Consider the following 22,557-nt stretch of genomic DNA (forward strand, 5'->3'; position numbering starts at 1 on the left):
GTCAAAAAACACTTTATCTATCCAGCATAAAAGATTTATATACTGGTGAGGTTGTGGCTTATACGATTGGAGATAAAAGAAAAAGGCATTACCATGAGCATGTCCCGTAAGGGAATGCCCGATGATAATGCCCCCATCGAATCCTTCCACTCCAGTTTAAAATCAGAAGGATTCTATCTCCACCACCTGACAAACACTACAACAGCCATTGTAGAAAAAACGGTCAGGGAGTATATTAATTATTATAATAATATCCGAATTCAATTAAAATGAAACAACCAGTCACCGAAAGAGTTTCGACAACTGGCTGTTTCATAAAGGTGTTTTGATCCCTGTATCAAAAACGGGGGTCAGTCCCCAGATGAGGCGGTTTTTTTTATTTAGCGTTTTTTGATTTCTTCTAGGAGAATCTTGTTGACCATCGGCGGGTTTGCTTGTCCCTTCGATGCTTTCATGATTTGACCTATTAAGAAACCAATCGCACGGTCTTTTCCATTTTTGAAGTCTTCAATGGATTGTGGGTTGTTATCAAGTGCTTCTGTGACAAGTTTGAGCAGCGCACCTTCATCAGATATTTGGACAAGTCCTTTTTCTTTGACGATTGTTTCTGCATTTCCCCCATTTTCGATCAGCTCTTTAAATACCTTTTTGGCAATTTTAGAGGATATCGTTCCTTTTTCAATGAGTTTGATCATGCCGGCAAGTCCTTGCGGCGTTAGTTTTGTTCCTTCCAGCTCTTTTTGAGCGGAGTTTAGGTATGCAGATACTTCACCCATCAGCCAGTTCGATGCTTGCTTCGCTTCCGCACCTTCTGAAATGGTCGCTTCAAAGAAATCAGACATTTCTTTTGTCAGCGTCAGAACCATTGCATCATATGCAGGCAGTCCAAGCTCTTCGATGTAGCGTTTGCGGCGCTCATCTGGAAGCTCTGGGATCGACGCCCTTATACGTTTTTTCCATGCGTCATCAATGTACAGCTCCACCAAATCTGGTTCTGGGAAGTAGCGGTAATCATCTGAGCCTTCTTTGACACGCATGAGAATCGTCTTTTTAGACGCTTCGTCATAACGGCGTGTTTCCTGCTCTATCAGACCGCCAGAAAGCAGTACTTGCTCTTGGCGTTTTTCTTCGAATTCAAGTCCTTTTTGAACAAAAGCGAACGAGTTCAAGTTCTTGAGCTCTGTTTTTGTTCCAAACTTCTCTTGACCAATTGGACGAAGAGAAATATTGGCATCACAGCGAAGTGAGCCTTCTTCCATTTTACAGTCGGAGACGCCTGTATATTGAATAATGGATTTTAGCTTTTCTAAGTATGCGTACGCTTCTTCTGGTGTGCGAATGTCTGGCTCAGATACGATTTCAACAAGCGGTGTGCCCTGGCGGTTGAAATCAACGAGTGAGTATCCGTCATCGGTGTGCGTCAGCTTTCCTGCATCCTCTTCCAGGTGGAGACGTGTGATACCGATTCGTTTTGTTTTTCCGTCTACTTCAATCTCAATCCAACCATTTTCCCCGATCGGTTTATCAAATTGCGAAATTTGATAAGCCTTTGGGTTATCAGGATAGAAATAGTTTTTACGGTCAAATTTTGTGTCTGTTGCGATCTCACAGTTCAGCGCCATAGCTGCTTTCATTGCAAAGTTCACCGCCTCTTTGTTCAGAACCGGTAGTACGCCAGGATAACCAAGATCGATGACACTTGTTTGCGTATTGGCAGCTGCACCAAAAGGTGTCGGCGAGCTTGAGAAAATTTTTGACTGTGTTTTTAGCTCTACGTGGACTTCAAGTCCTATTACCGTTTCAAAGTTCACTCTGATTCACCCCTTACAGTTCAGGTTTTGCTTTATGATAATCTGTTGCTTGCTCGAAAGCATGAGCCACACGGTAAACTATTCCTTCGTCAAAGTGCTTGCCGATGATTTGCAGTCCTAACGGAAGTCCGCTTGCAAATCCACAAGGCACACTGATTCCTGGAACACCTGCAAGGTTCACAGGGATCGTTAAAATGTCGTTTGCATACATGGTAAGAGGATCGCTTGTCTTTTCACCAATGTGAAATGCAGGAGTTGGTGTTGTTGGTCCTACAATGACATCATACTTTTCGAAAACATCTTCAAAGTCTTTTTTGATCAATGTACGGACTTTTTGTGCTTTTTTATAATACGCATCGTAATATCCTGAGCTTAGAGCGAAGGTGCCAAGCATGATGCGGCGCTTGACTTCGTTCCCGAAGCCTTCAGAACGTGTATTTTTGTATAAATCAATGAGATCGTCTGCATGATCTGTACGGTAGCCATAGCGGATGCCGTCAAAGCGCGCAAGGTTCGCAGATGCTTCTGAAGAAGACAGCAAATAGTATATCGCAAGTGCATATTTAGAATGCGGAAGAGACACTTCTTCCCATGTAGCACCAAGTCCTTCTAATACTTTTAACGCTTGAAGAACAGACTCTCTCGCTTCAACGCCCACACCTTCGCCAAGATATTCTTTTGGCACTGCAATTTTAAGACCTTTGATATCGCCAGTTAATGAAGAAAGAAAATTTGGTACATCCACATTTGCACTTGTTGCGTCCATTTGATCGACGCCAGAAATCGCTTGAAGAATATATGCATTATCCTCTACATTACGCGTAATAGGCCCAATTTGATCTAATGATGAAGCAAATGCAATTAAACCGTATCTGGATACACGGCCATATGTCGGTTTAAGACCAACAACACCACAGAAAGATGCCGGCTGACGAATGGAACCGCCTGTATCTGATCCAAGGGAAAATGGTACTTCACCTGCTGCAACAGCTGCTGCTGATCCACCACTTGATCCACCTGGAACTGTGTCCAAATTCCATGGGTTTTTCGTTGCTTTGTAGCCAGAATTCTCCGTAGATGATCCCATTGCAAATTCGTCCATGTTTAATTTTCCAATTGTGACAGCTTCCGCCTCTCTTAGACGGTTCACAACAGTTGCATCATAAATTGGATCAAAGTTTTGTAAAATCTTACTTGATGCTGTTGTACGTAAATCCTTCGTCACAATGTTGTCTTTGACACCGATCGGCATACCGAACAATAGGCCAAGCTCGCCCTTTCCACCAACTGCCTCGTCCAATTCCTTTGCATACGTACGTGCTTTCTCTTCGTCTAATGCAAGGAATGCTTGTACTTTCCCATCTACTTCATTGATTCGTTTATAAGACTCGTCCACTAAATCAGAAACAGACAGTTCCTTTTTATGTAAAAGCTCTTTTAATTCAGAAATTTTGTGATCAAACAGTGACATGTCTCGGGCCTCCTTTAGTCCAAAATTGATGGCACACGAATATAGCCGTCTTTATGATCAGGCGCGTTTTTGATGACTGCCTCAATGGAAAGACCTTTATTCGGAACATCTTCTCTCATGACGTTTTTCATTTTTAATACGTGTGTGGTTGGTTCAACGTTTTCCGTATCTACCTCGTTTAACTGCTCTGCAAATGAAATGATGCTATCAAGCTGTTCTGTAAACATCTCAGCTTCTTCTTCTGTAATCGCAAGCCTTGCTAGATGCGCAACGTGCTTTACTTCTTCTATTTTAATTCTTGACATGCAGGTTCACCTCCAAAAATAATGCGTGTTGATGGTCATGATCATAAGTCATATACACTTTATCATATCAAATTTTACTGTTCTAAAGCAACTTTACCAAGGCTTGAGAAAAGGGATATTATCCATTCACCGTTCAAATAAGCAATTGCCCAAAATATTTATATATGTTATTCTTATTCTTCAGAAAATTTTTTCTTTTATATATTTTGTAAACGCTTACACATAGATTCTTATAGCCAATACACGTATTTTTTTGCGGATGGCGGGGTTTAAGAAGGTTGATCACCTGGGTATTCTCTGGTAGGTTAAATAACCATAGCAGTAAGCACAGACCATTTTGATGTACTGTGTAAATTTTAATTGAGGTGATGTCAAATTAATACGAAAAAGGTGATATGGAAACATGAGTATTGAAATTGGAATTTCTTTATCTATTTATTTTATTGGAATGCTTTCTATTGGCTGGTATTCATTTAGAAAAACAAATAACTTAAATGATTATATGTTAGGCGGACGCGGGCTAGGTCCTTATGTGACAGCTCTATCTGCTGGCGCATCAGATATGAGTGGCTGGATGCTTATGGGACTTCCAGGCGCTATGTATACAACGGGGCTTTCATCTGGATGGCTTGCTGTTGGCTTGATTAGTGGAGCTTACTTAAATTATTTATTCTTAGCTCCTCGCTTGCGATCGTATACAGAGGTTGCTGATGATGCGATCACCATTCCAGACTTTTTTGATAAACGGTTTAAAGATTCATCTACTCTATTGAAAGCTGTATCAGCTATCATTATTATGATTTTCTTTACACTCTATACCTCATCAGGTATGGTATCAGGGGGGCGTTTATTTGAATCAGCGTTTGGCGCTGATTATATGTTTGGTTTGATTTTAACTTCTAGTATCGTGATCTTATACACATTATTAGGCGGCTTTTTGGCAGTTAGTTTAACTGATTTTGTTCAAGGAGTCATTATGTTTTTAGCTTTAGTGCTCGTGCCTATCGTTGCCTTTACTCAGTTAGGTGGCCCAATTGCCACGTACCAAGATATACAACAAATTGATCCAAAATTGCTTGATATATTCAGAGGAACGAGCGTCATTGGCATTATTTCTTTCTTAGCATGGGGGCTTGGTTACTTTGGACAGCCGCACATCATTGTTCGATTTATGGCCATTACGACTGTAAAAGATTTAAAACCAGCGCGTCGTATCGGAATGAGCTGGATGATTGTATCAGTCATTGGTTCACTTTCTGTCGGATTAGTCGGAGTCGCTTATGTACATCAAACAAGTACTACTTTGGCAGATCCTGAAACCATCTTTATTGTACTTTCTAAAGTGTTATTCCATCCGTATATTACTGGATTTTTACTCTCTGCCATTTTAGCTGCGATTATGAGTTCAATTTCCTCACAGCTGCTTGTGACAGCAAGTGCGATGACAGAGGATTTATACCGTACTTTCTTTAGAAAAAAAGCGTCAGACAAAGAACTGGTGATGATCGGACGTATGTCTGTATTAGTTGTGGCCATTATCGCGCTTTGTCTTTCTCTTAATCCAAGTGATACTATTCTTGATCTTGTTGGTTATGCTTGGGCAGGTTTTGGATCTTCATTTGGTCCAGTCATCTTGCTATGTCTATACTGGAAGCGAATGAACCATCACGGTGCACTAGCAGGAATGGTTGTAGGAGCAGTGGTTGTCTTAACATGGATCTCAACCGGCTTGAATAATACAACTGGCTTGTACGAAATGGTTCCCGGATTTATTTTGAGTGGTTTGACTGCGATCATTGTCAGCCTCTTGACCAATAAACCGTCTAAAGCTTCTAAGAAGCTATTTACCAAAATGGAAGATCACCTTGAAGAAGAAACAAAATAACAAAAGTGAAGAGTCATCTGCCCTTTAGCGGATGACTCTCTTTATTTTTAAATAAAATGCTTTTCTTTCTCCCATTTCTGAATAAAATAGAAGTTGTGCAGCCATATGGCTGTGAGAAGGTCATATACATGATGTGAAACGTAAATGAAATGAAAGGAGCGATACGCATGTCTTGGACAATTGAATGGGATACTGTCTTAAAATTAGCCGTGGCAACCTTAATTGGTTTGATCATCGGTCTTGAACGCGAGCTTAAAAAAAAGCCCCTCGGCTTAAAAACGTGTATTGTCATTGCTGTCAGCTCCTGCGTATTAACCATCATTAGCATTGATGCAGCCTACAATTTCCCTCGAGTCTCTAAGCTTCAAATGGACCCACTCAGGTTACCGGCGCAAATTATATCTGGTGTTGGTTTTATTGGAGCAGGCGTGATTCTTCGAAAAAGCAATGATGTCATCTCAGGTCTAACGACTTCCGCCATGATCTGGGGGGCAGCAGGACTTGGGGTTGCAACAGGTGCAGGTTTTTATAAAGAAGCCTTCATCAGTCTTTTCTTTATTCTTGTCAGCGTCGAATTTTTACCATGGATCTTCCAACGAATCGGGCCGATTCGCTTACAGGAAAAAGAAATTCGTATCAGAATGTCTCTATCTGATCGAAACCGGATGACGAACATTTTAAAAGAAATGAAAGCACTTAATATCCGCATTCATTCTGTTCGAATTGATGATTTAAAGGAAAAGGACTATCCGATCATGGAAGTACGCGTTCGTGTGCATAAAGATCGCTATACAACCGATGTATATTTTGATATTAAAGATTTAGAAGGCGTTGTTGGCGTGAAGTGTGATACGGTGTAAATGGTGATGAGACAAAAGTCTCATTACCATTTTTTATGGGATTAGGGGTTGAACAACGGCTTATATTCAAATAAAATACAAAATATGAAAAAATAATAAAAGGGGATTTCTAATGGGTTATTTGAATCGTAAAAATCGTATTCTTCTCTTTACTATTATTCTGACAGCTCTCATGCTAGCCGTTATGCTCACCTCACATTATGTCTCTCCCACATCAACGAATGCAGCAGACAAAAAACAAACGAAGACACCAAAAAACATTATCTTTATCGTTGGCGATGGAATGGGGATGCCCATGATCAAAGCCTACCGTACATTCAAACAGGAAAAGCATTCTTCTGCAAAAGGACAAACCGTCTGGGATCCTTATTTAGTCGGGATGCAGACGACGCACCCAGATGACCCTCGAGATAATATTACTGATTCTGCTGCCGCAGCCACAGCCATGGCAACTGGAAAAAAAACATACAATAACGCCATCGCCGTCAATCATGAAAAAGAACCTCTTAGAAGTGTCGTTGAAGCGGCAAAGGAAGCACGAATGAAAACTGCCTTTGTTGTCTCATCTGATATCACCGATGCAACACCAGCTGCTTTTGGCACACATAACGTTTCCCGAAAAAACAAAGAACAAATTGCAGACCACTTTTTTGATGAGAAAATCAATGGAGAGCACAAAGTTGATATCCTTCTTGGTGGCGGAATGCAATATTTTGACCGCAAAGACCGTAATCTCGTTCAAGAATTTAAGAAGAGCGGGTATTCCATTCTTCGATCGAAAGACGATTTTAAGTCTCAATCATCAAAGCAAATGCTCGGCTTATTTCAAGAAGATGAGCTAGATCGAGCCATTGACCGCCCAAAGCATGTCCCTACTTTAAAAGACATGACGCAGGCAGCACTAACTCAATTGAATCAAGACAACCAGCATGGCTTCTTTATGCTACTCGAAGGCAGCACGATTGATTCGGCTGGGCATGAAAATGATGTTGTCGGTGCAATGAGTGAGATGGAGGATTTTGAGAAAGCAGTCCAAGCAGCTCTTCAATTCGCTAAAAAAGACCAAGAAACCCTCGTGGTCATCACAGCAGACCATTCGACTGGCGGGTTTTCCTTTGGCGCAGACGGGATGACAAGTGAAACCGGCTATAAATGGGATCCAGCACCCATCCTAGCTGCAAAGAAAACGCCTGTGTATATGGCAAAGAAAATTGCAGATGGCCAATCTGTCAATGAAGTACTTCACACCAATATTGATTTCTCACTGACAACAGAAGAAATTTCACAGGTAGAAAAAGCAGCACAATCAGGGCATGCAAGTACGATCCAGTTAAGTATTCAACGTATCTTTGATCAGCGTTCTTTCTCAGGTTGGACAACATTTGCCCATACAGGAGAGGATGTCCCTGTCTATGCATATGGTCCAGGAAAAGCAGCATTTCAAGGCTGGATTGATAATACCAAGCAAGGAAAAAACTTGTTTCAAATTATTGAATCATCCTCCACTTATCGCCCATAAATAAGTATCCCCGCCTCATCAATTAGGCGGGGATTTTTGTTTTAAGATTGACTTAGCTTTGTAAAGTCAAACGTCGTAATAGGAGTCGCTTGCTCAATATCAGAACGGATGCCAGCAAGCATGGCCTTCTCTTCTACTCCGATTGTGGCCAAATCAAATGCTTGATGCAGCAACCCATAAATGAGCATGTGGCGCAAGCGAAGGAAATCAGGAATGTATGCGAGCCATTCATCCAACAGCTCATTCTCTTTCCGATAGCCTTTAAGGAAATGCTTCATAAAGTTCCCTGCAAAAGCAGCTTTGTCCTCGTACGGAATCACTGGGTACCACAAGACATTGTATAGCAAAATGCTGATGTCGTTGATAAACCAGTTGTACCCAATATCATCGAAATCAAAGGTCGTGATTTCCCCTTGATCCCAGTGAAAATTTCCGTGATGCAGGTCCGCATGAACCAATCCATACGTATCTTTATTTTTCGGAAGCTTTGCTAGCTTTTCCATTAACCGATCCGCTTGCTCGAACACAAGTGTCTGATCTGCGGGTACATATTTTCGTAGCTTAAGCTGCTCCTCTTCATCCCACTCTTGTCTTTTATAACGTGCGTCTGACAACTGGTAGCTTTTTGTCAGTTTGTGCATGAGCCCTGTATATTGTCCAAGAGCATAAAATAATTCATCGTTCCAGTCTGCCTCTTCGACTTTTCGGCCTGGTGCTTTTTCATATACTCGAAGTAAAAATGCACCGCCTCGACCATCGTCTACTTGCTCGATATCTCGACCATTTAATGAAGCAATGGGTTTCGCAACTGAAAGACCACCCTTCGCTAAGTGATGCAGCCATTCCATTTCACCTAAAATATAATCAGGTGATCTGCGGATGGTATGGGTAATTTTTAAAATGAAAGACTCTTCGCCTTTTTTCATTTCATACACATAGTTTTCTGCATCTGCGATAAAATGGATGTCACTTCGCTGGACTCCATATAAATGAGTCGCCTCATCTAAAATGTTTGATTCTTCATATATGGCTTTTACATCTTTATGCATGCTGATTCTCCCTCTTTATATATTTTGCCAATTCGCGAATGGTGTGTTTTTCAGCAAAATTCAAATCATCAACATACCAACCCTTCTTTTCAATCTCTACTTCCATTTTGACAGCAAGTAAAGAATTTCCTCCTAAATCGAAAAAGTCGTTGTCAATTCCTACTTTTTTCACATGAAGAATGTCACACCAAATGTTCATGAGTAATGCCTCACGTTCATTGGTTGGCTGCGCGTAAAGTCCATCATATTGCGTGTGATCCATTTTTAATAATGACCGAAGACCTTCTTCATCATGCACCTTAAGAGCTTGCACATAGCATCTGTGCTTCGTTTGATCTGTTTGAATAGTTTCCCATGTATAAGTCTGAGAAACAAGATCACTTGCTGCCTCCGTCTTGTGATCATCTATTTCTCCAGTTGAGTGCTGAAGGGGTGACAAATGAGTGACGATCTGAATGTGATCACTATATGAATCGATATCCTTCACTTGTATTCGATATGTTTGCTGCCACTCCATCTTCTGCATCTGATGTTCTTCCATAAATGTCTTGAACAGCTGATTACGTCCAGTAGGTACAAACGAAAATTCAATGGTGGAAAGTTGGTGCTGACGGCTATATTCAGCGAGCCATGTCAGACATTTTTGCTCAATCCCTTTCCCTAGCGCACGGCAGCTCAGCATCCATGCATCAATTTTCAAGATTTCATTTGTTCGATGCGCCAAGATGGCTCCTACAACTCCTTCGTGACTGAAGCGATCCGCTGCCTCAATGATCCAGCCCTGAACATGCTCGTTCTCCATCTGCTCTCTCAGATGCTGTTCATCAAAACGCTGATCGTTTAAACGGAACTGGTTAATGCGACTGCTCATTTGGGCCACGCGGGCAAGGTGCTGCTCTTTCCATTCTGTTACGCTCATATTCAAATTCAAATTTTGCAAAAATTGCTCCATTGATGGCGACTCTGCTTGCTCTTTTTGACGAGCTTTTTCAGCCTTGTAGCTCGTTGTTCGCCCTCTATCTTCATCGGTGACTTCATAACGGTCAAATGCCCAAGCATGCTCGACAAATAACGGAATCGCTTTTTCATTGGCAGGTAACAGCAGCGTCATCACTTCAGGTAACTCTTCATTCATACGCAGGCACTGGGCCGGGTCATCATCTAAGAAAATAAACTGAGATAACGAAAGATTCAGTGAATCTGCCATTTCTTTTAGTTGGATAGGTTTACTTTCCCAATTGATCCGCCAGTCGACAATATCTTCTTTTTGCAAGATCATATCAGGATGGTTTTCAAATACACGCCACACATCTTCTTCATTGTTCCTGCTGCTTAAGACAAGCAGCAATCCTTCTTGTTGCTTTTGTTTTAAGAAGCGTTGGAGCGTTTGGTGTTCTGGCGTAATGTCGATGCCTTCCACACCGTCTTCTGAAACGACGCCTTTCCAAAGTGTATGATCGCAGTCAATAGCAGCCACTTTAAATGGTACACCTCGCCATGCGACAATCTCTCTCGCTACTTTTGTGCCAATTGCTCCACAAAAGGCCTCCGTGAATGGGAGATGAGCGGCTTGCTCTCCTTTTTCATCAAAAATCTCTTCAATCTGATATTGCTGTCCAAGAAGACGGCAATCGATTAGCTGAACATTGTCAATATCAGATAGCTGGGCGATCCACTCTTGTTCCACGTCTTGAAGGGTGTCTTTAAAAGCAGGACTCAATGGCAAAATGCCAACAAAATATAGGTTATGGTTCGTTTTTAATTTGAGAACGTTTGCGAGTTCTTCAGCATGTTCTGAGGCGAGCTTTTTCTTTTCTTCAAGTGATACATGAGCTGGACCAGTAATATCCTCCAAACGAACGAGTAGAAGATTGGCTCCATTTTTCTTCTGAGAGATGAGGCTCTTTTCATTTAATAATTCTTGATAAACCTGTCCATACGGTGCAAACTGAACATCGAGCTGCACATCAAACTGTTTCGCCCAATACTGAATGTATGGAGCGACCGGATCTGCTGTAAACGTTGAGCTGACTGCCAGCACAAGTGGTGCTTTTTTCTCTGCCCGTTCTCTTTTCTCTTGCGCTACTCTTTCTTCTTCCTCTGAAAGCACGTCGAAATCCTTGAGCAATTGATCTGGGGCTTGAACAGCCTGTTCGACCAAGCGCTGGAAATGCGTCACGAAAGCCTGCATCGTCTCATGTTCAAACAAAGCAAGATTGTATTGAAGAACGCACTTTAACTCGCCTGTTACCTCTCTGACAACATCCATTTTCATATCAAGCTTGGAAATTCCCTTTGCAAACTCATGCGTTTCAAAGGTCAGTCCATCGGCTTCAATTTTAATATTCGGATCGTACTCATTATGATAAATGAGCATCGTATCAAAGAATGGGTTGCGGTGCGGTCTTGTTTTTGGATTCAGGTGTTCGACCATTTGGTCAAATGGGTATTCTTGATGATCATATGCATCAAGCAGTACTTGTTTTGTTTGAGCCAATTGCTCTGTAAAGGATGCATCTTGTTCCATTTCTAGTTTAATTGGCAGGAAGTTCGTAAACATACCAATTGTATGTTCAATATCTGCGTGACGTCTGCCAGCAACAAGTGAACCGACAATCAGTTCCTCCTGATTGGCATAGCGTGAGAGCAGCAGACCATATAACTGGAATAAGATGACGTTGTTCGTCAGCTGATATCGTTCAGCTAGCTGTTCAATTTTTTCCACGATGTGCGGCTCAATGTTAAACTTAATCGCTCTTCCTAAGAAGGATTGTTCCTTCCGTTCAAAATCATATGGCATCGTCAAGGTCGGAACGTTTGAACCAATTTGCTCCTTCCAATAATCCTGCTGCTTTTGAAACATCTCGCTGCGGAAATACTTTTCCTGCCATTCTGCATAATCCTTATATTGAACAGTAAGTTCTGGCAAGGTTTCTCCGCGATAAAGCTCAGTAAATTCTTTAATAAAAATGTTCATGCTCGCACCATCAGCGACAATATTGTGCATATCGACTAATAAAAGATGATCAACTGTTCCGATCTTGACAAACCGCACACGGATCAATGGTGCAGCCTTTAAGTCAAATGGTCGAATGAATTCATCGATTTGTGCTTCTAATTCCTCTTCCTTAGCCTCTGTCATTTCAACGGCAAACTGGAAATCATCGTGCACCCGCTGAACAGGTTCCCCATCTTTTAATTCAAATGTCGTCCGCAAAGTTTCATGGCGATCAATTAATTGCCTGAAGGTCTGTTCAAAGCGCTCAACATCGATGTCTCCTTTACATCTAAGCGCCATTGGCATGTTGTATGAGGTGACTTGACCAATACGCTGATGAATAAGAAACGTTCGTCTTTGAGCTGCAGATAATGGGTACGTGTCTTTCCGCTTCACCGGTTCGATTTTGAAATACTGATGCTTCTCTGCCCTTTCAATGAATACTTGAAGCTTTTCAATCGTCGGATTGTTGAACATGTCTGTGAGCGTTAGCTCCACACCAAATTCCTTGTGAATTTGAGAAATGAGACTGGTCGCATTTAACGAATGTCCACCAAGTTCAAAGAAATGATCGTCCCTTTCCACCTTTTCTAATCCTAAAATGTCTTTCCACATACGCTTTAGTGTTGCTTCAATGTCGCTTGTGGCAATGGTTTGTCCTTGATTGCTTTCTTCTATTTCTTCTCCCTTGTTTTCTTTCGGCACAACCATTTGAACACCTGAGGACGGGGATAGTGCTGATGTATCTACCTTGTCGATCCAATATCTTTGTCGTTCAAACGGATAGGTTGGCAGGGATACTTTTTGGTTTGATTTGTGTTGTCTTAACTTTGTCCAGTCAATCGGTACTCCTTGTAGCCAAATGTCACCCAGTCTGCTCAAAAGATAGCGATCGTCTGCTGCCTCTTCTTTCGGATGACGCATCAATGGAATTGGCTGCTGAGTGTGTTCCTTAGCGGCTTGACGAATAAAGGCACTTAACGTATTTCCTGGTCCTACTTCAATCAAAATCGGATCAAGCTCAGTTAGTAATGTCTCTGCTCCATCACGGAAACGAACCGCTTGCCGCAAGTGATCAGCCCAGTATGCCGGGTCTTTCACCGCTTCCTTTTCGACCCACGTACCTGTGACGTTAGAAATGTATGGGATAGACGGTGAATTCAATTGATACTCAGCTAATTTCTCTTTGAATGATGGAAGTATGTCATCCATCATTTTGGAATGAAAGGCATGAGAGGTGTGAAGCTTTCTACACCCATGTCCAGCAGCCTCTAGCTTTTCAGCTAGTGCGTCAATAGCTGGCGTCTCACCTGAAACGACACATAACTCAGGACCATTTACTGCTGCGAGTGAAAGTTCTTCTGTTAAATATGGCAACACTTTCTGTTCACTCAAAGGAACACTTAGCATAGAGCCTTTCGGAAGCTGACTAATGAGTTGTCCACGATAAGACACAAGATCTATGGCATCTTCTACAGATAGTAAACCTGACACGGCAGCTGCTGTGTATTCTCCGATACTATGACCGATCATCGCCTGCGGTTTAATCCCAAAATGAATCAATAATTTAGCTAAAGCATATTCAACGCTAAACAGCAGAGGCTGCGTATATTCTGTTTGGTTGATTAGCTGACGGTCATGACTTGCTTCTGTTGAAAATAAAATGCTGAATGGGTCAATTGAGACATGCTGATTGAATTGGTCAAAACATTGATCCAACGCTTCCTTAAAGACTGGGTACTTGTCATAAAGCTGACGCCCCATGTCCACATACTGAGATCCTTGGCCTGGGAAAAGAAAGACGACAGGCCGGCTCAATGTTTGAGAACTGGCTGTCTTGACCACCTCTTTTGACCTTTGATTCAGCGCCTGTAACATGTCAGCTGTGTCACTTCCGAGAATGACACGTTTATGCGGAAAATGATGGCGTCCTGTTTGAAGCGTATAAGCGACATCTGCTAAACGGACATGCTGCTGATGCTCAAGTAAATAGTCTGCAAGATGATCCGTCATTTTCTCAAGTGCTTCTGGTGTTTTTGCAGATAATAAAAGAAGTTCACTATCACCTGTATCATCTGCTGCTACACGTGTATTCGGTGCTTCTTCTAAAATGACATGCGCGTTTGTTCCACCAATCCCAAATGAGCTTACACCCGCTCGGCGAGGAGTTGCTTGCTCACCCCATGGCGTCAAGTCTGTGTTGACAACGAAAGGTGAATTTGCAAATTCAATTTTTTCATTCGGTGTTTCAAAATGAATCGTCGGAGGAATCACTTGATGCTTTAAGCTTAAGACTGTTTTAATAAAGCCGGCAACACCTGAAGCATCATTCAAATGACCGACATTTGATTTCACTGAGCCAATGCGGCAAAACCCTTTTTTATCCGTATCAAACGCTTGCTTTAGTGCTTCAATTTCAATGGGGTCTCCAAGTGTTGTACCGGTCCCATGTGCTTCAATGTAAGAAATGGTTTCAGGATCCACCTCGGCCATTCTAAGAGCCGTCTTAATAGCTGATACTTGGCCTTTGGTACTTGGAGCCGTATACCCTACTTTTCTATTTCCGTCATTATTAATGGAGGATCCTTTAATTACAGCATAAATATGGTCGCCGTCTTTAATGGCATCCTCTAAGTTTTTTAAAATGACAGCTCCTGCACCATCACCAAAGACGGTTCCATCAGCTTTGTTATCAAATACGCGGCAATGTCCATCAGATGAATGGATCATGCCTTCTTGATAGAGATAACCCGATTTTTGTGGCAGACGAATGGAAACGCCGCCTGCAACAGCCATATGACAGTCTCCGCTTAGTAAAGCCTGAACTGCCAAGTGAATCGATACCATAGAGGTCGAGCAGGCGGTCTGCACCACCATACTCGGCCCCTTCAGATTTAGTTTATATGAGATCATCGTGGCCAAATAGTCACGCATATTCAGAACAGCGGTTTCTAGTGTTTTCGAGTCCTCGCCCTGCACAGCACCTTGAAGTGCTCTCATGACCCATTCTGTATTGATTCCTGCACCTGTATAAAGACCAATTTGACCTTTGTATTCAAATGGGTCGTACCCAGCATCCTCAAGCGCCGTCCAAACACATTCATGAAACAGTCTGAACTGCGGGTCCATCATGGCTGCTTCTTTTGGTGTATAGTCAAAGAAATCTGCATCAAACAAATCGACATCATCAAGCATCCCTTTTGCTTTGACAAAGCGAGGGTTTTTTAATAAGGCTTCATCTGTACCTTCACCCCGTAATTCCTCCTCTGTAAAAAAGGAGATCGTTTCCTTCCCTTTTTTCAGATTCTCCCAGTATTCATCTACGTTTTTGGCACCTGGAAAACGACCTGCAAGACCGATAACAGCAATTTCTGCGCCATGATAGTGATTTGTTGTATCATTCATTCTCGATTCCGCCTCTCAATCTTTTATTTCGTTGCTGTTTAAAACGAGCTCTTCGATCACCTGATGTGACGACGGCTAGTTCTTCTTCCATCGATTCTTCCTTCGATTCATCAGAAGGTTGGATATATTTCGCTAGCTCTGCGACAGAAGGGTACGTAAACAACGTAACAACCGCTTCATTCGTTTGAAGTGCTTGATTTAACCGGTTGGTGACTTGAACAATATCAAGCGAGCTTGCGCCGAGATCAAAGAAGTTGTCGTGAATCCCCACTTGTTCCATGCCCATAAAGTCTTGCCATACTTGACAGATCGCTTTTTCAGTTTCATTTCTAGGGGCCACATACGGATTGCTCAACTCTGGCCTTTCGTGCTTAGACACCTCATATGAATCCTCACTCGTTGCAGCCTTCGACTCTAGTGACAGCCATTGATCTATCCGTTCATTAAGACTTCCTGTTGACACGAGCATGTGTCGATTTTGTCGATTAGAAAGAACATATTGAAACAGCTCGGCACCCTCTTCTGGTAAAATAGCAAGCTCATTAATTGATTCACCAATTGTCGATTCCAACTCACCCCAGAAATTCCACGCATCCCAGTTCACACACACCCATGGGGTTTGACTATTTTGATTGAGTCTAGCTGCAAATGCATCCATATATAAGTTAGCCGCTGAGTAAGCAGAGAATCCTAAGCCACCAAGTAATGCACTAATGGATGAAAAGAGCAGACAAAAATCCGCTTGCTCTTGATCTAATAGCTGCTCTAACACATCAAGCCCTCTCACCTTTGATTGAAATTGATCCTCTCCCTGTGCGAGTGTAGAAGGTATATCTTTGATCGCCCGGAAGGATGTACTGCCAGGCAACCCTGCCGCATGGAACACACCATGAACGCCGCCGTGCTTATTACGAATGGCACTAAACACATGCTTCATATCATCAAGATCTCCTGCATTCGCCTGCATCGCCTCAACTGTTGCACCTAATCGTTCGAGCTCAAGTACTTTCTCAATTCTCGTACGCATCCCTTCATCCGCATTCTCTTGATGAGTATAGGACGCCCATTCGTCTCTTGGCGGTAATGCTGTTCTTCCTGTTAAATAAAGATGGACGTTTCCTTCTTTCGCCAGCATCTTTGATAGGACAAAACCGATGCCTCCTAAACCGCCTGTAATCAGATACACACCATTTGGCCTGATCATGTTTGGAAGCCCATCCTCTTTTTGCAGCGGCAAATGTTTGTAGCTCTGTACCCAGCGTTGACGATTGCGATACGCCACAAGCTGGTCCTTTCCAGGCTGCATGATTTCCTGAACAATCAGATCGACAAGTGCTTGTTCCTTCCAAGACATCACGTCTGGCACGTCCTCCACATCAATATTCCAGCATTTGATATGGTGGTATTCCTGTGAAATGACTTTACACGGTCCAAGCATTGCACTTTTCTCTGCACAAATCGTCTCATGTCCTGTGACTGGCTGAATTCCGCTAGTGACAGTAAACAGACGACATTCTCGAATATTTTTTTGGGCAGCAATCGCTTGAGATAAGAAAATTAAACTGTAATAGCCTTTTTCAATGTGCGCCTGAAAAGCGGCTTGTCGATTCGAGTTGTCATCTTCTTTCGCAGCTTCCCATAAATGCAGAATCCGATGGATATTGACACCTCTATTAGACAATGAATCTAGCATGTTACGGTAGTGCTGGCCTTCTGCCGGATTGATCGTAAACGACTGATCTAGCTCTTGATAAGCTTCACCCTTTGTGACAGAAATGACCTTAATATCGTGTTGGATGAATGATTGTGTAAACAGTTCATGAAAGGCATCCTTTTCCCGAAAAATGAGCCATGTTTGTTCTTCTGTTTCTTTTTCGAAAACTGGTTTTAGCGGCTGCTGCTCCCACGAAGGAAGATAGAACCATTCCCCCATCTCTTTCTTCTTTGTTTCCTTAGGGACTGATAGCTGCGGAGAAGCTGGCTTTCCTGCTTCAGTCCAATATCGTTTGCGTTGGAATGGATAGGTTGGTAACGATACAAGCTGATGATCCTCTTGTGTTGGATATTGCTGCGCCTTGACCTCGTAGCCGCCTGCCCATAACTCTCCTATTCGCTTTAAGAAATACGCATGATCATCTGCTTGTTCTTGTGCATGCCTCACCATATTCAGCACATCATGATGATGTTCTTTGTTTTCATGACGCTTCGCTAATGCCGTCAAGCTGTTCCCAGGTCCTACCTCAATGAGTGCTAGTACTTCATCGGTTAATAGCTGAGATAAGCCATCGTGAAACCGAACAGTTCCGCGAAGGTGATTCGTCCAATAAGACGCTGTCGTCACCTCTTCGCTTTTCGCCCATGTGCCTGTCACATTTGAGATGAACGGAATCGACGGCTCATGAAATTCCACTTGCTCTACGAATTGATGAAACTCCTCAAGCATCGGCTCCATCATATATGAATGAAAGGCATGGGAAGTATGCAGCTGCCTCGTGACAATCCCTTTGTCTTGTAACTTCTTTTCAAAAGCGGTCACATGCTCTTCCTTACCAGACACGACACAAAGGTCTTTCGCATTGATAGCAGCAATAGAAAGCGATTTATCCATCATCAAAGTAAGCTCTGTTTCCGATAGCTGCACACTAAGCATTGCGCCTTTTTCCATCCCTTGCATCAATCTGCCTCTTGCCATAACGAGTGTTAAAGCAGATTCCAACGAGAAGACACCTGACAAACAAGCTGCAACGTATTCACCAATACTGTGTCCAATCATAGATTCCGGCTCAACACCACTATGCTGTAGCATTTTTGCTAATGCATATTCAAAAATAAAGAGAAGCGGCTGAGCATTTGACGTTTTTGTGATGTCCTGGTTTGTTTCATGATCCTCTGCAAAAACAACTGCCTTTAAATCAACTTGCTCTGTTTCCAGTACATATTTAAAACATCTATCTACTTCCCATTTGAATACTGGTTCTGCTTCGTATAAACCACGCATCATGCCAGCATATTGAGCACCTTGACCAGAAAACATAAATGTAGCTTTACGCCATTTTTTGCTTCGGAACACACTGGTTTCGATTTGTTTTTGTTGCCTCCAATCATCAGCAGACGAGAGCACGATTGCTTTGCGGTACGAAAATTGCTTTCTGCCATAGCGCAATGTATAAGCGATATCTTCGAGCGGAACTTGAGGATGTTCCAACATATACTGCTTTAATTGATCTGTCATTGCCGCTAAAGCGGTATCGGTTTTTGCAGATAAGACGAGCAGTTGCTTTTGATGAGAAGCTGGTTTTTTCTTAGCCTTTATTCCTTCTTCTATGATCATATGAGCATTCGTCCCGCCGATACCGAAAGAACTGATGCCCGCTCTTCTCGGCTTATCTGTTTCCTTCCAATACAGTGCCTTTTGATTCACATAAAACGGTGTATCTTTGAAAGGAATATCTTCATTTGGCGACTCATAATGAATGGTCGGTGGAATCGTTTTATGTTGCATGGACAAAATGACTTTAAACAGACCTGCGATCCCTGCTGCACTATTTAAGTGTCCGACATTGCTTTTGACAGAGCCGATTGGAATGCTCAGCGGCTCTATTCCTTTGAACACTTGACTGAGGGCAGATACCTCGATTGGATCTCCCATTTTTGTCCCCGTACCATGCGCTTCTAAATAACCAATGGAAGCGGGGTCTATGCCTGACTTTTCATAGGTTTCTTTTAAAACCTCTGCCTGTCCTTCCACACTCGGTGCGGTAAAACCAGCTTTTCGGTTGCCATCATTGTTCACGCCAATCCCTTTGATAACAGCATGAATCGGGTTGCCGTCTCTTATTGCATCTTCGTAACGTTTTAACAGAACAATCCCCGCGCCATCTCCGAAAATGGTTCCGCTCGCCTGTTGGTCAAAGGGACGGCAATGGCCATCTTTTGATTGAATCATTCCATCTTGATAGATGTAGCCGATATTTTCTGGCGAGCTGACCGTCACACCGCCTGCCAGCGCTGCATCACATTCTTGATTCAATAACGCCTGACATCCCATGCCAATATTGACGAGTGAGGTCGAACAAGCTGTCTGCATCGTCACACTCGGCCCGTGTAAATTCAATTTATAAGAAAGCTGCGTACTAAAGAACTCACGATCATTTAACAGCATGGCGCTGAATTGCTCTGTTTCATCCATCTGGTGTGCAAAACGCGTCAGCCACTCATGATTTGGACTTGTTCCTGTATAAACCCCAATTTTCCCAGCCATTCTGTCAGGGTCACAGCCTGCATCCTCGAGCGCTTCCCAAGCACATTCATGCAAGAGTCTGAACTGCGGATCCATCAGCTCTGCCTCTCTAGCAGAGTAGTTGAAGAAGTCTGCATCAAAGCCTTCGATGTCTTGTAAACGACCTTTTGCTCCGATAAAATTTGGATGCTGAAAAACAGCCGCATCCAGCCCCGCTTTCTTGAGCTCTTCTTCTGTGAAAAAATGAATCATTTCCTCGCCATTCACAAGACGCTGCCAAAAGTCTTCTAGCGACGAAGCCCCTGGGAACCTTCCTGCCATTCCGACAATGGCAATATCTGCATGTTCTTGTGTTGTCATTTTTGCTGGGAGTAAAGCAGGTGTTTCTTCACGTTCTGTCTGCTCTTCAAACAAGTATTCAGAGAGGCTTGCTACCGTGGCAAAACGGTATAATTGAACAGTGTCGATTTGTTGATCGATTCGCTCAGATATTTTCGCTGCAAGCTGGGATATATCGAGAGATGTCGCACCAAATTCAAAAAATGGCGATTCATCGTCCATTTGATCGAATCCAAAATGAGTTTGAACAATGTCGTGAATGTCTTTTTGTAAAGAAGCAAGCGATGAAAATAGACGCTTTTCCTCCTGCGACTTTTGCGGTTCAATAGATGCCATAGGCTTTGTTTGTGCAGAGAAGTCTTTTTTATGAAATGGATACCCTGGGAGCGGAATACGCTGCCTATTTTTCTCCTCTGTTAAAGGAAAAGCTAGATCGACCCCCATTTCCCAAAGAGCACCTGCAATTTGAAGGATGTCCCCATCAAGAGTTTCGGTTATTTTTTCTGCTCCCTTTTTAACCATAATGTCTTGTTTCATTGAAAGGTCGATGATCAAGGCAGCTGATTCCTGATCAATCGCAGACAGGTTTACAGTGTTGTCCATATCGAGATAACGCCTTGCAGACGATGGATGGAAAGTGGTCAGTTCCTCTCCGGTCTGTTGAATGTAAACAGGCTGATGCAGCGTTTTTTGAGGCAATGTAGACAGCCATTGATCCATCGTTTGAGTTTCATTGAGATGATAAAGAATGGATGCAGCTTCTGTTAGCTCAAGACCGCCTGCTACACATAATGCTGTCCAAACCCCACTTCCTTCTCCAATCCATACGTCTGGCTCAATTCCGAATGCCTTCAGTTGATTTGAAAACGCCGATGTCATGATCAGCATAGCTACTTCTGCTTGTCCTTCCGATATATGTTGTTTTGTATGAAATAACTGGTCTTTGGCTATAGGTAACACTGATTGGATGAGACTTATTGACCGATCCACTTCTCTTTTGAAAGAAGAATCTTTCTCATACAGCTTGATATATTTTTGTAGACCAGCCTCATCATAGCCAGACGACCTCATGCGTATCCGTTTGAAAAGAACACTTTCTCTACCTAATGTTTCCTCGTTTAGATCATGCAGTTGTTCTAATAATTCATCACGCGTGGAACAGACAAACGTTTTACGATATTGGAACGCTCTTCTTCCCCTTTGTAAGGTGTAAGCAGCTTGACCAATTGAGAGTTCATGATGTGAGGAAACATATTCCTTCAAGTTCTTTGTCATGTTTTTCAAGTCATGCTTTGATCTGGCTGACAGCACGATTAATTCCTTGGAAGGTGTCGTGCTGTGCGCTTTTCTTGGCTTCGCCTCTTCTAAGATGACATGGGCATTTGCACCACCGATACCAAAGGCGCTGACTCCAGCTCTCCTTGGCAAATGAGACGCCTTCCACTCTTCTTTGTCCGTCCCAACATAAAATGGGCTTTGATCAAATGGAATACGGTGATTCGGCTTGTCAAAGTGCGGCATCGGGGTAAATTGACGGTGATGCAACATCATGACTGTTTTGATAAAACCAGCCACGCCGCTTGCTGCATCTAAATGACCGATATTGGCTTTGACTGATCCAATCCGGCAAAAGCCTTGTTGATCTGTTTGAAAAGCGCGAGTGAGTGCTTCAATTTCTATCGGATCCCCTACTGGCGTACCCGTTCCATGTGATTCAATATAAGAAATCGTCTCTGGTTCTGTCTCGGCCATTTCTAAAGCAGATTCAATAACACTTGCCTGACCACTGACACTTGGAGCTGTATAGCCGACTTTACTGCTCCCATCATTGTTCGTTGCAGACCCTTTCACGACGGCATAAATAAAATCTCCGTCTTCTATCGCATCCTTTAATCGTTTTAGCGCAACAACCCCTGCACCTTCTCCAAAAATCGTCCCTTTTGCTTTCTCATCAAATGGACGGCAATGACCATCAGGAGAATAAATCATTCCTTCTTGGTATTGATATCCCGTGATCTGAGGTTGATGAAGCGTGACACCGCCAGCTAACGCAAGATCACATTCTCCTCCAATCAATCCTTGGCATGCCATATGGATGGCGACAAGTGACGTAGAGCAAGCCGTTTGCACTGATACACTTGGACCCTTTAGATTTAATTTATAGGCAACCCGAGAAGCAAAGGACGGATCATTGAGATGCATGATTTGAAACACATCTTCGTTCTTTCCAAGTGACGACATATGCTGACCCATCCATGATAGATTGCTAGATGCCCCAGCATAAAGACCAATTAACCCATCGTATTGTTCAGGTTCATAGCCGGCATCTTCTAGTGCATGCCATGTACATTCGTGCATCAATCGAATTTGCGGATCCATCATTGAAGCCTCGCGCGGAGAATAGCCAAAGAAGTCCGCATCAAATGATGCAGCATCTTGTAAATATGGCTTTGCCTTCACATAATCAGGACGCTTTAGCAGCGTCTCACCCACACCCGCTGCCTTTAATTCCTCATCAGTGAAAAACGTAACGGATTCCTTCCCTTGCGATACATTTTCCCAAAACGTTTGGACATCCGGAGCTCCGGGAAACGTACCTGCTAATCCTACTACTGCAATTTCAAGTCCAGATTCAGTCCATTGCTCTTGATCAGACATACGCTACATTTCTCCCA

Annotated in this window: 9 protein-coding genes and 1 pseudogene; 4 read left to right on the forward strand and 6 right to left on the reverse strand. The window is 42.8% G+C overall.

The annotated features are described in order from the left end of the window. Positions 1 to 273: pseudogene (locus tag LC033_RS06655) on the forward strand (integrase core domain-containing protein); the annotation flags it as partial. A 107-nt stretch (positions 274 to 380) separates the two neighbouring features. Here LC033_RS06655 and gatB read toward each other — a convergent pair. From gatB to gatC, 3 genes are read right to left on the reverse strand one after another with little or no spacing between them, the layout of a single operon-like run. Then, positions 381 to 1,811 carry an Asp-tRNA(Asn)/Glu-tRNA(Gln) amidotransferase subunit GatB gene (gene gatB / locus LC033_RS06660; RefSeq protein WP_226567463.1) on the reverse strand — a complete coding sequence of 477 codons (1,431 nt, stop codon included), beginning with the start codon at positions 1,809 to 1,811 and terminating at the stop codon, positions 381 to 383. Positions 1,812 to 1,824: 13 nt separating this feature from the next. Further along, a complete protein-coding gene (gatA, locus tag LC033_RS06665) occupies positions 1,825 to 3,282 on the reverse strand; it encodes an Asp-tRNA(Asn)/Glu-tRNA(Gln) amidotransferase subunit GatA (RefSeq protein ID WP_226567465.1) in 1,458 nt (485 codons plus the stop codon). Between the two features lie 14 nt (positions 3,283 to 3,296). Then, a complete protein-coding gene (gatC, locus tag LC033_RS06670) occupies positions 3,297 to 3,587 on the reverse strand; it encodes an Asp-tRNA(Asn)/Glu-tRNA(Gln) amidotransferase subunit GatC (protein WP_226567467.1) in 291 nt (96 codons plus the stop codon). A 403-nt stretch (positions 3,588 to 3,990) separates the two neighbouring features. Between gatC and LC033_RS06675 the strand changes: the two genes are divergently transcribed. The 3 genes from LC033_RS06675 to LC033_RS06685 all read left to right on the forward strand — a co-directional run bounded on the left by LC033_RS06675 (position 3,991) and on the right by LC033_RS06685 (position 7,851). Next, positions 3,991 to 5,472 (forward strand): proline transporter OpuE, encoded by a 1,482-nt coding sequence (locus LC033_RS06675; RefSeq protein ID WP_226567468.1) that lies wholly within the window; start codon positions 3,991 to 3,993, stop codon positions 5,470 to 5,472. 161 nt (positions 5,473 to 5,633) lie between these two features. Beyond that, positions 5,634 to 6,332 carry an MgtC/SapB family protein gene (locus tag LC033_RS06680; RefSeq protein ID WP_226567519.1) on the forward strand — a complete coding sequence of 233 codons (699 nt, stop codon included), beginning with the start codon at positions 5,634 to 5,636 and terminating at the stop codon, positions 6,330 to 6,332. A 112-nt stretch (positions 6,333 to 6,444) separates the two neighbouring features. Then, positions 6,445 to 7,851, forward strand: a complete 1,407-nt coding sequence (locus LC033_RS06685) for an alkaline phosphatase (RefSeq protein ID WP_226567470.1) — start codon at positions 6,445 to 6,447, stop codon at positions 7,849 to 7,851. A 41-nt stretch (positions 7,852 to 7,892) separates the two neighbouring features. On the opposite strand, the gene LC033_RS06690 is transcribed toward LC033_RS06685, so the two are convergent. Genes LC033_RS06690 through LC033_RS06700 form a run of 3 tightly spaced genes read right to left on the reverse strand, consistent with a single transcriptional unit; the run spans position 7,893 to position 22,540 of the window. Then, the gene (locus tag LC033_RS06690) at positions 7,893 to 8,900 is read right to left on the reverse strand and encodes a phosphotransferase enzyme family protein (protein WP_226567471.1); all 1,008 of its coding nucleotides are present in this window, start codon (positions 8,898 to 8,900) and stop codon (positions 7,893 to 7,895) included. After that, complete coding sequence (locus tag LC033_RS06695; RefSeq protein ID WP_226567472.1) at positions 8,893 to 15,303, reverse strand: type I polyketide synthase; 6,411 nt, start codon at positions 15,301 to 15,303, stop codon at positions 8,893 to 8,895. The genes LC033_RS06690 and LC033_RS06695 overlap by 8 nt, the downstream gene beginning before the upstream one ends. Then, a complete protein-coding gene (locus tag LC033_RS06700; protein WP_226567473.1) occupies positions 15,296 to 22,540 on the reverse strand; it encodes a type I polyketide synthase in 7,245 nt (2,414 codons plus the stop codon). Before LC033_RS06700 ends, LC033_RS06695 begins: the two co-directional genes overlap by 8 nt. Positions 22,541 to 22,557 lie beyond the last annotated feature (17 nt).

The organism is Bacillus stratosphericus (assembly GCF_020524495.1).
In the GTDB taxonomy this organism is placed as follows: domain Bacteria; phylum Bacillota; class Bacilli; order Bacillales; family Bacillaceae; genus Bacillus; species Bacillus stratosphericus_B.

Coding starts and splice junctions, on each gene's coding strand:
- gatA (WP_226567465.1), bottom strand. CDS start 3,282: ATGTCACTGTTTGATCACAAAATTTCTGAATTAAAAGAGCTTTTACAT.
- gatC (WP_226567467.1), bottom strand. CDS start 3,587: ATGTCAAGAATTAAAATAGAAGAAGTAAAGCACGTTGCGCATCTAGCA.
- LC033_RS06675 (WP_226567468.1), top strand. CDS start 3,991: ATGAGTATTGAAATTGGAATTTCTTTATCTATTTATTTTATTGGAATG.
- LC033_RS06685 (WP_226567470.1), top strand. CDS start 6,445: ATGGGTTATTTGAATCGTAAAAATCGTATTCTTCTCTTTACTATTATT.
- LC033_RS06690 (WP_226567471.1), bottom strand. CDS start 8,900: ATGCATAAAGATGTAAAAGCCATATATGAAGAATCAAACATTTTAGAT.
- LC033_RS06695 (WP_226567472.1), bottom strand. CDS start 15,303: ATGAATGATACAACAAATCACTATCATGGCGCAGAAATTGCTGTTATC.
- LC033_RS06700 (WP_226567473.1), bottom strand. CDS start 22,540: ATGTCTGATCAAGAGCAATGGACTGAATCTGGACTTGAAATTGCAGTA.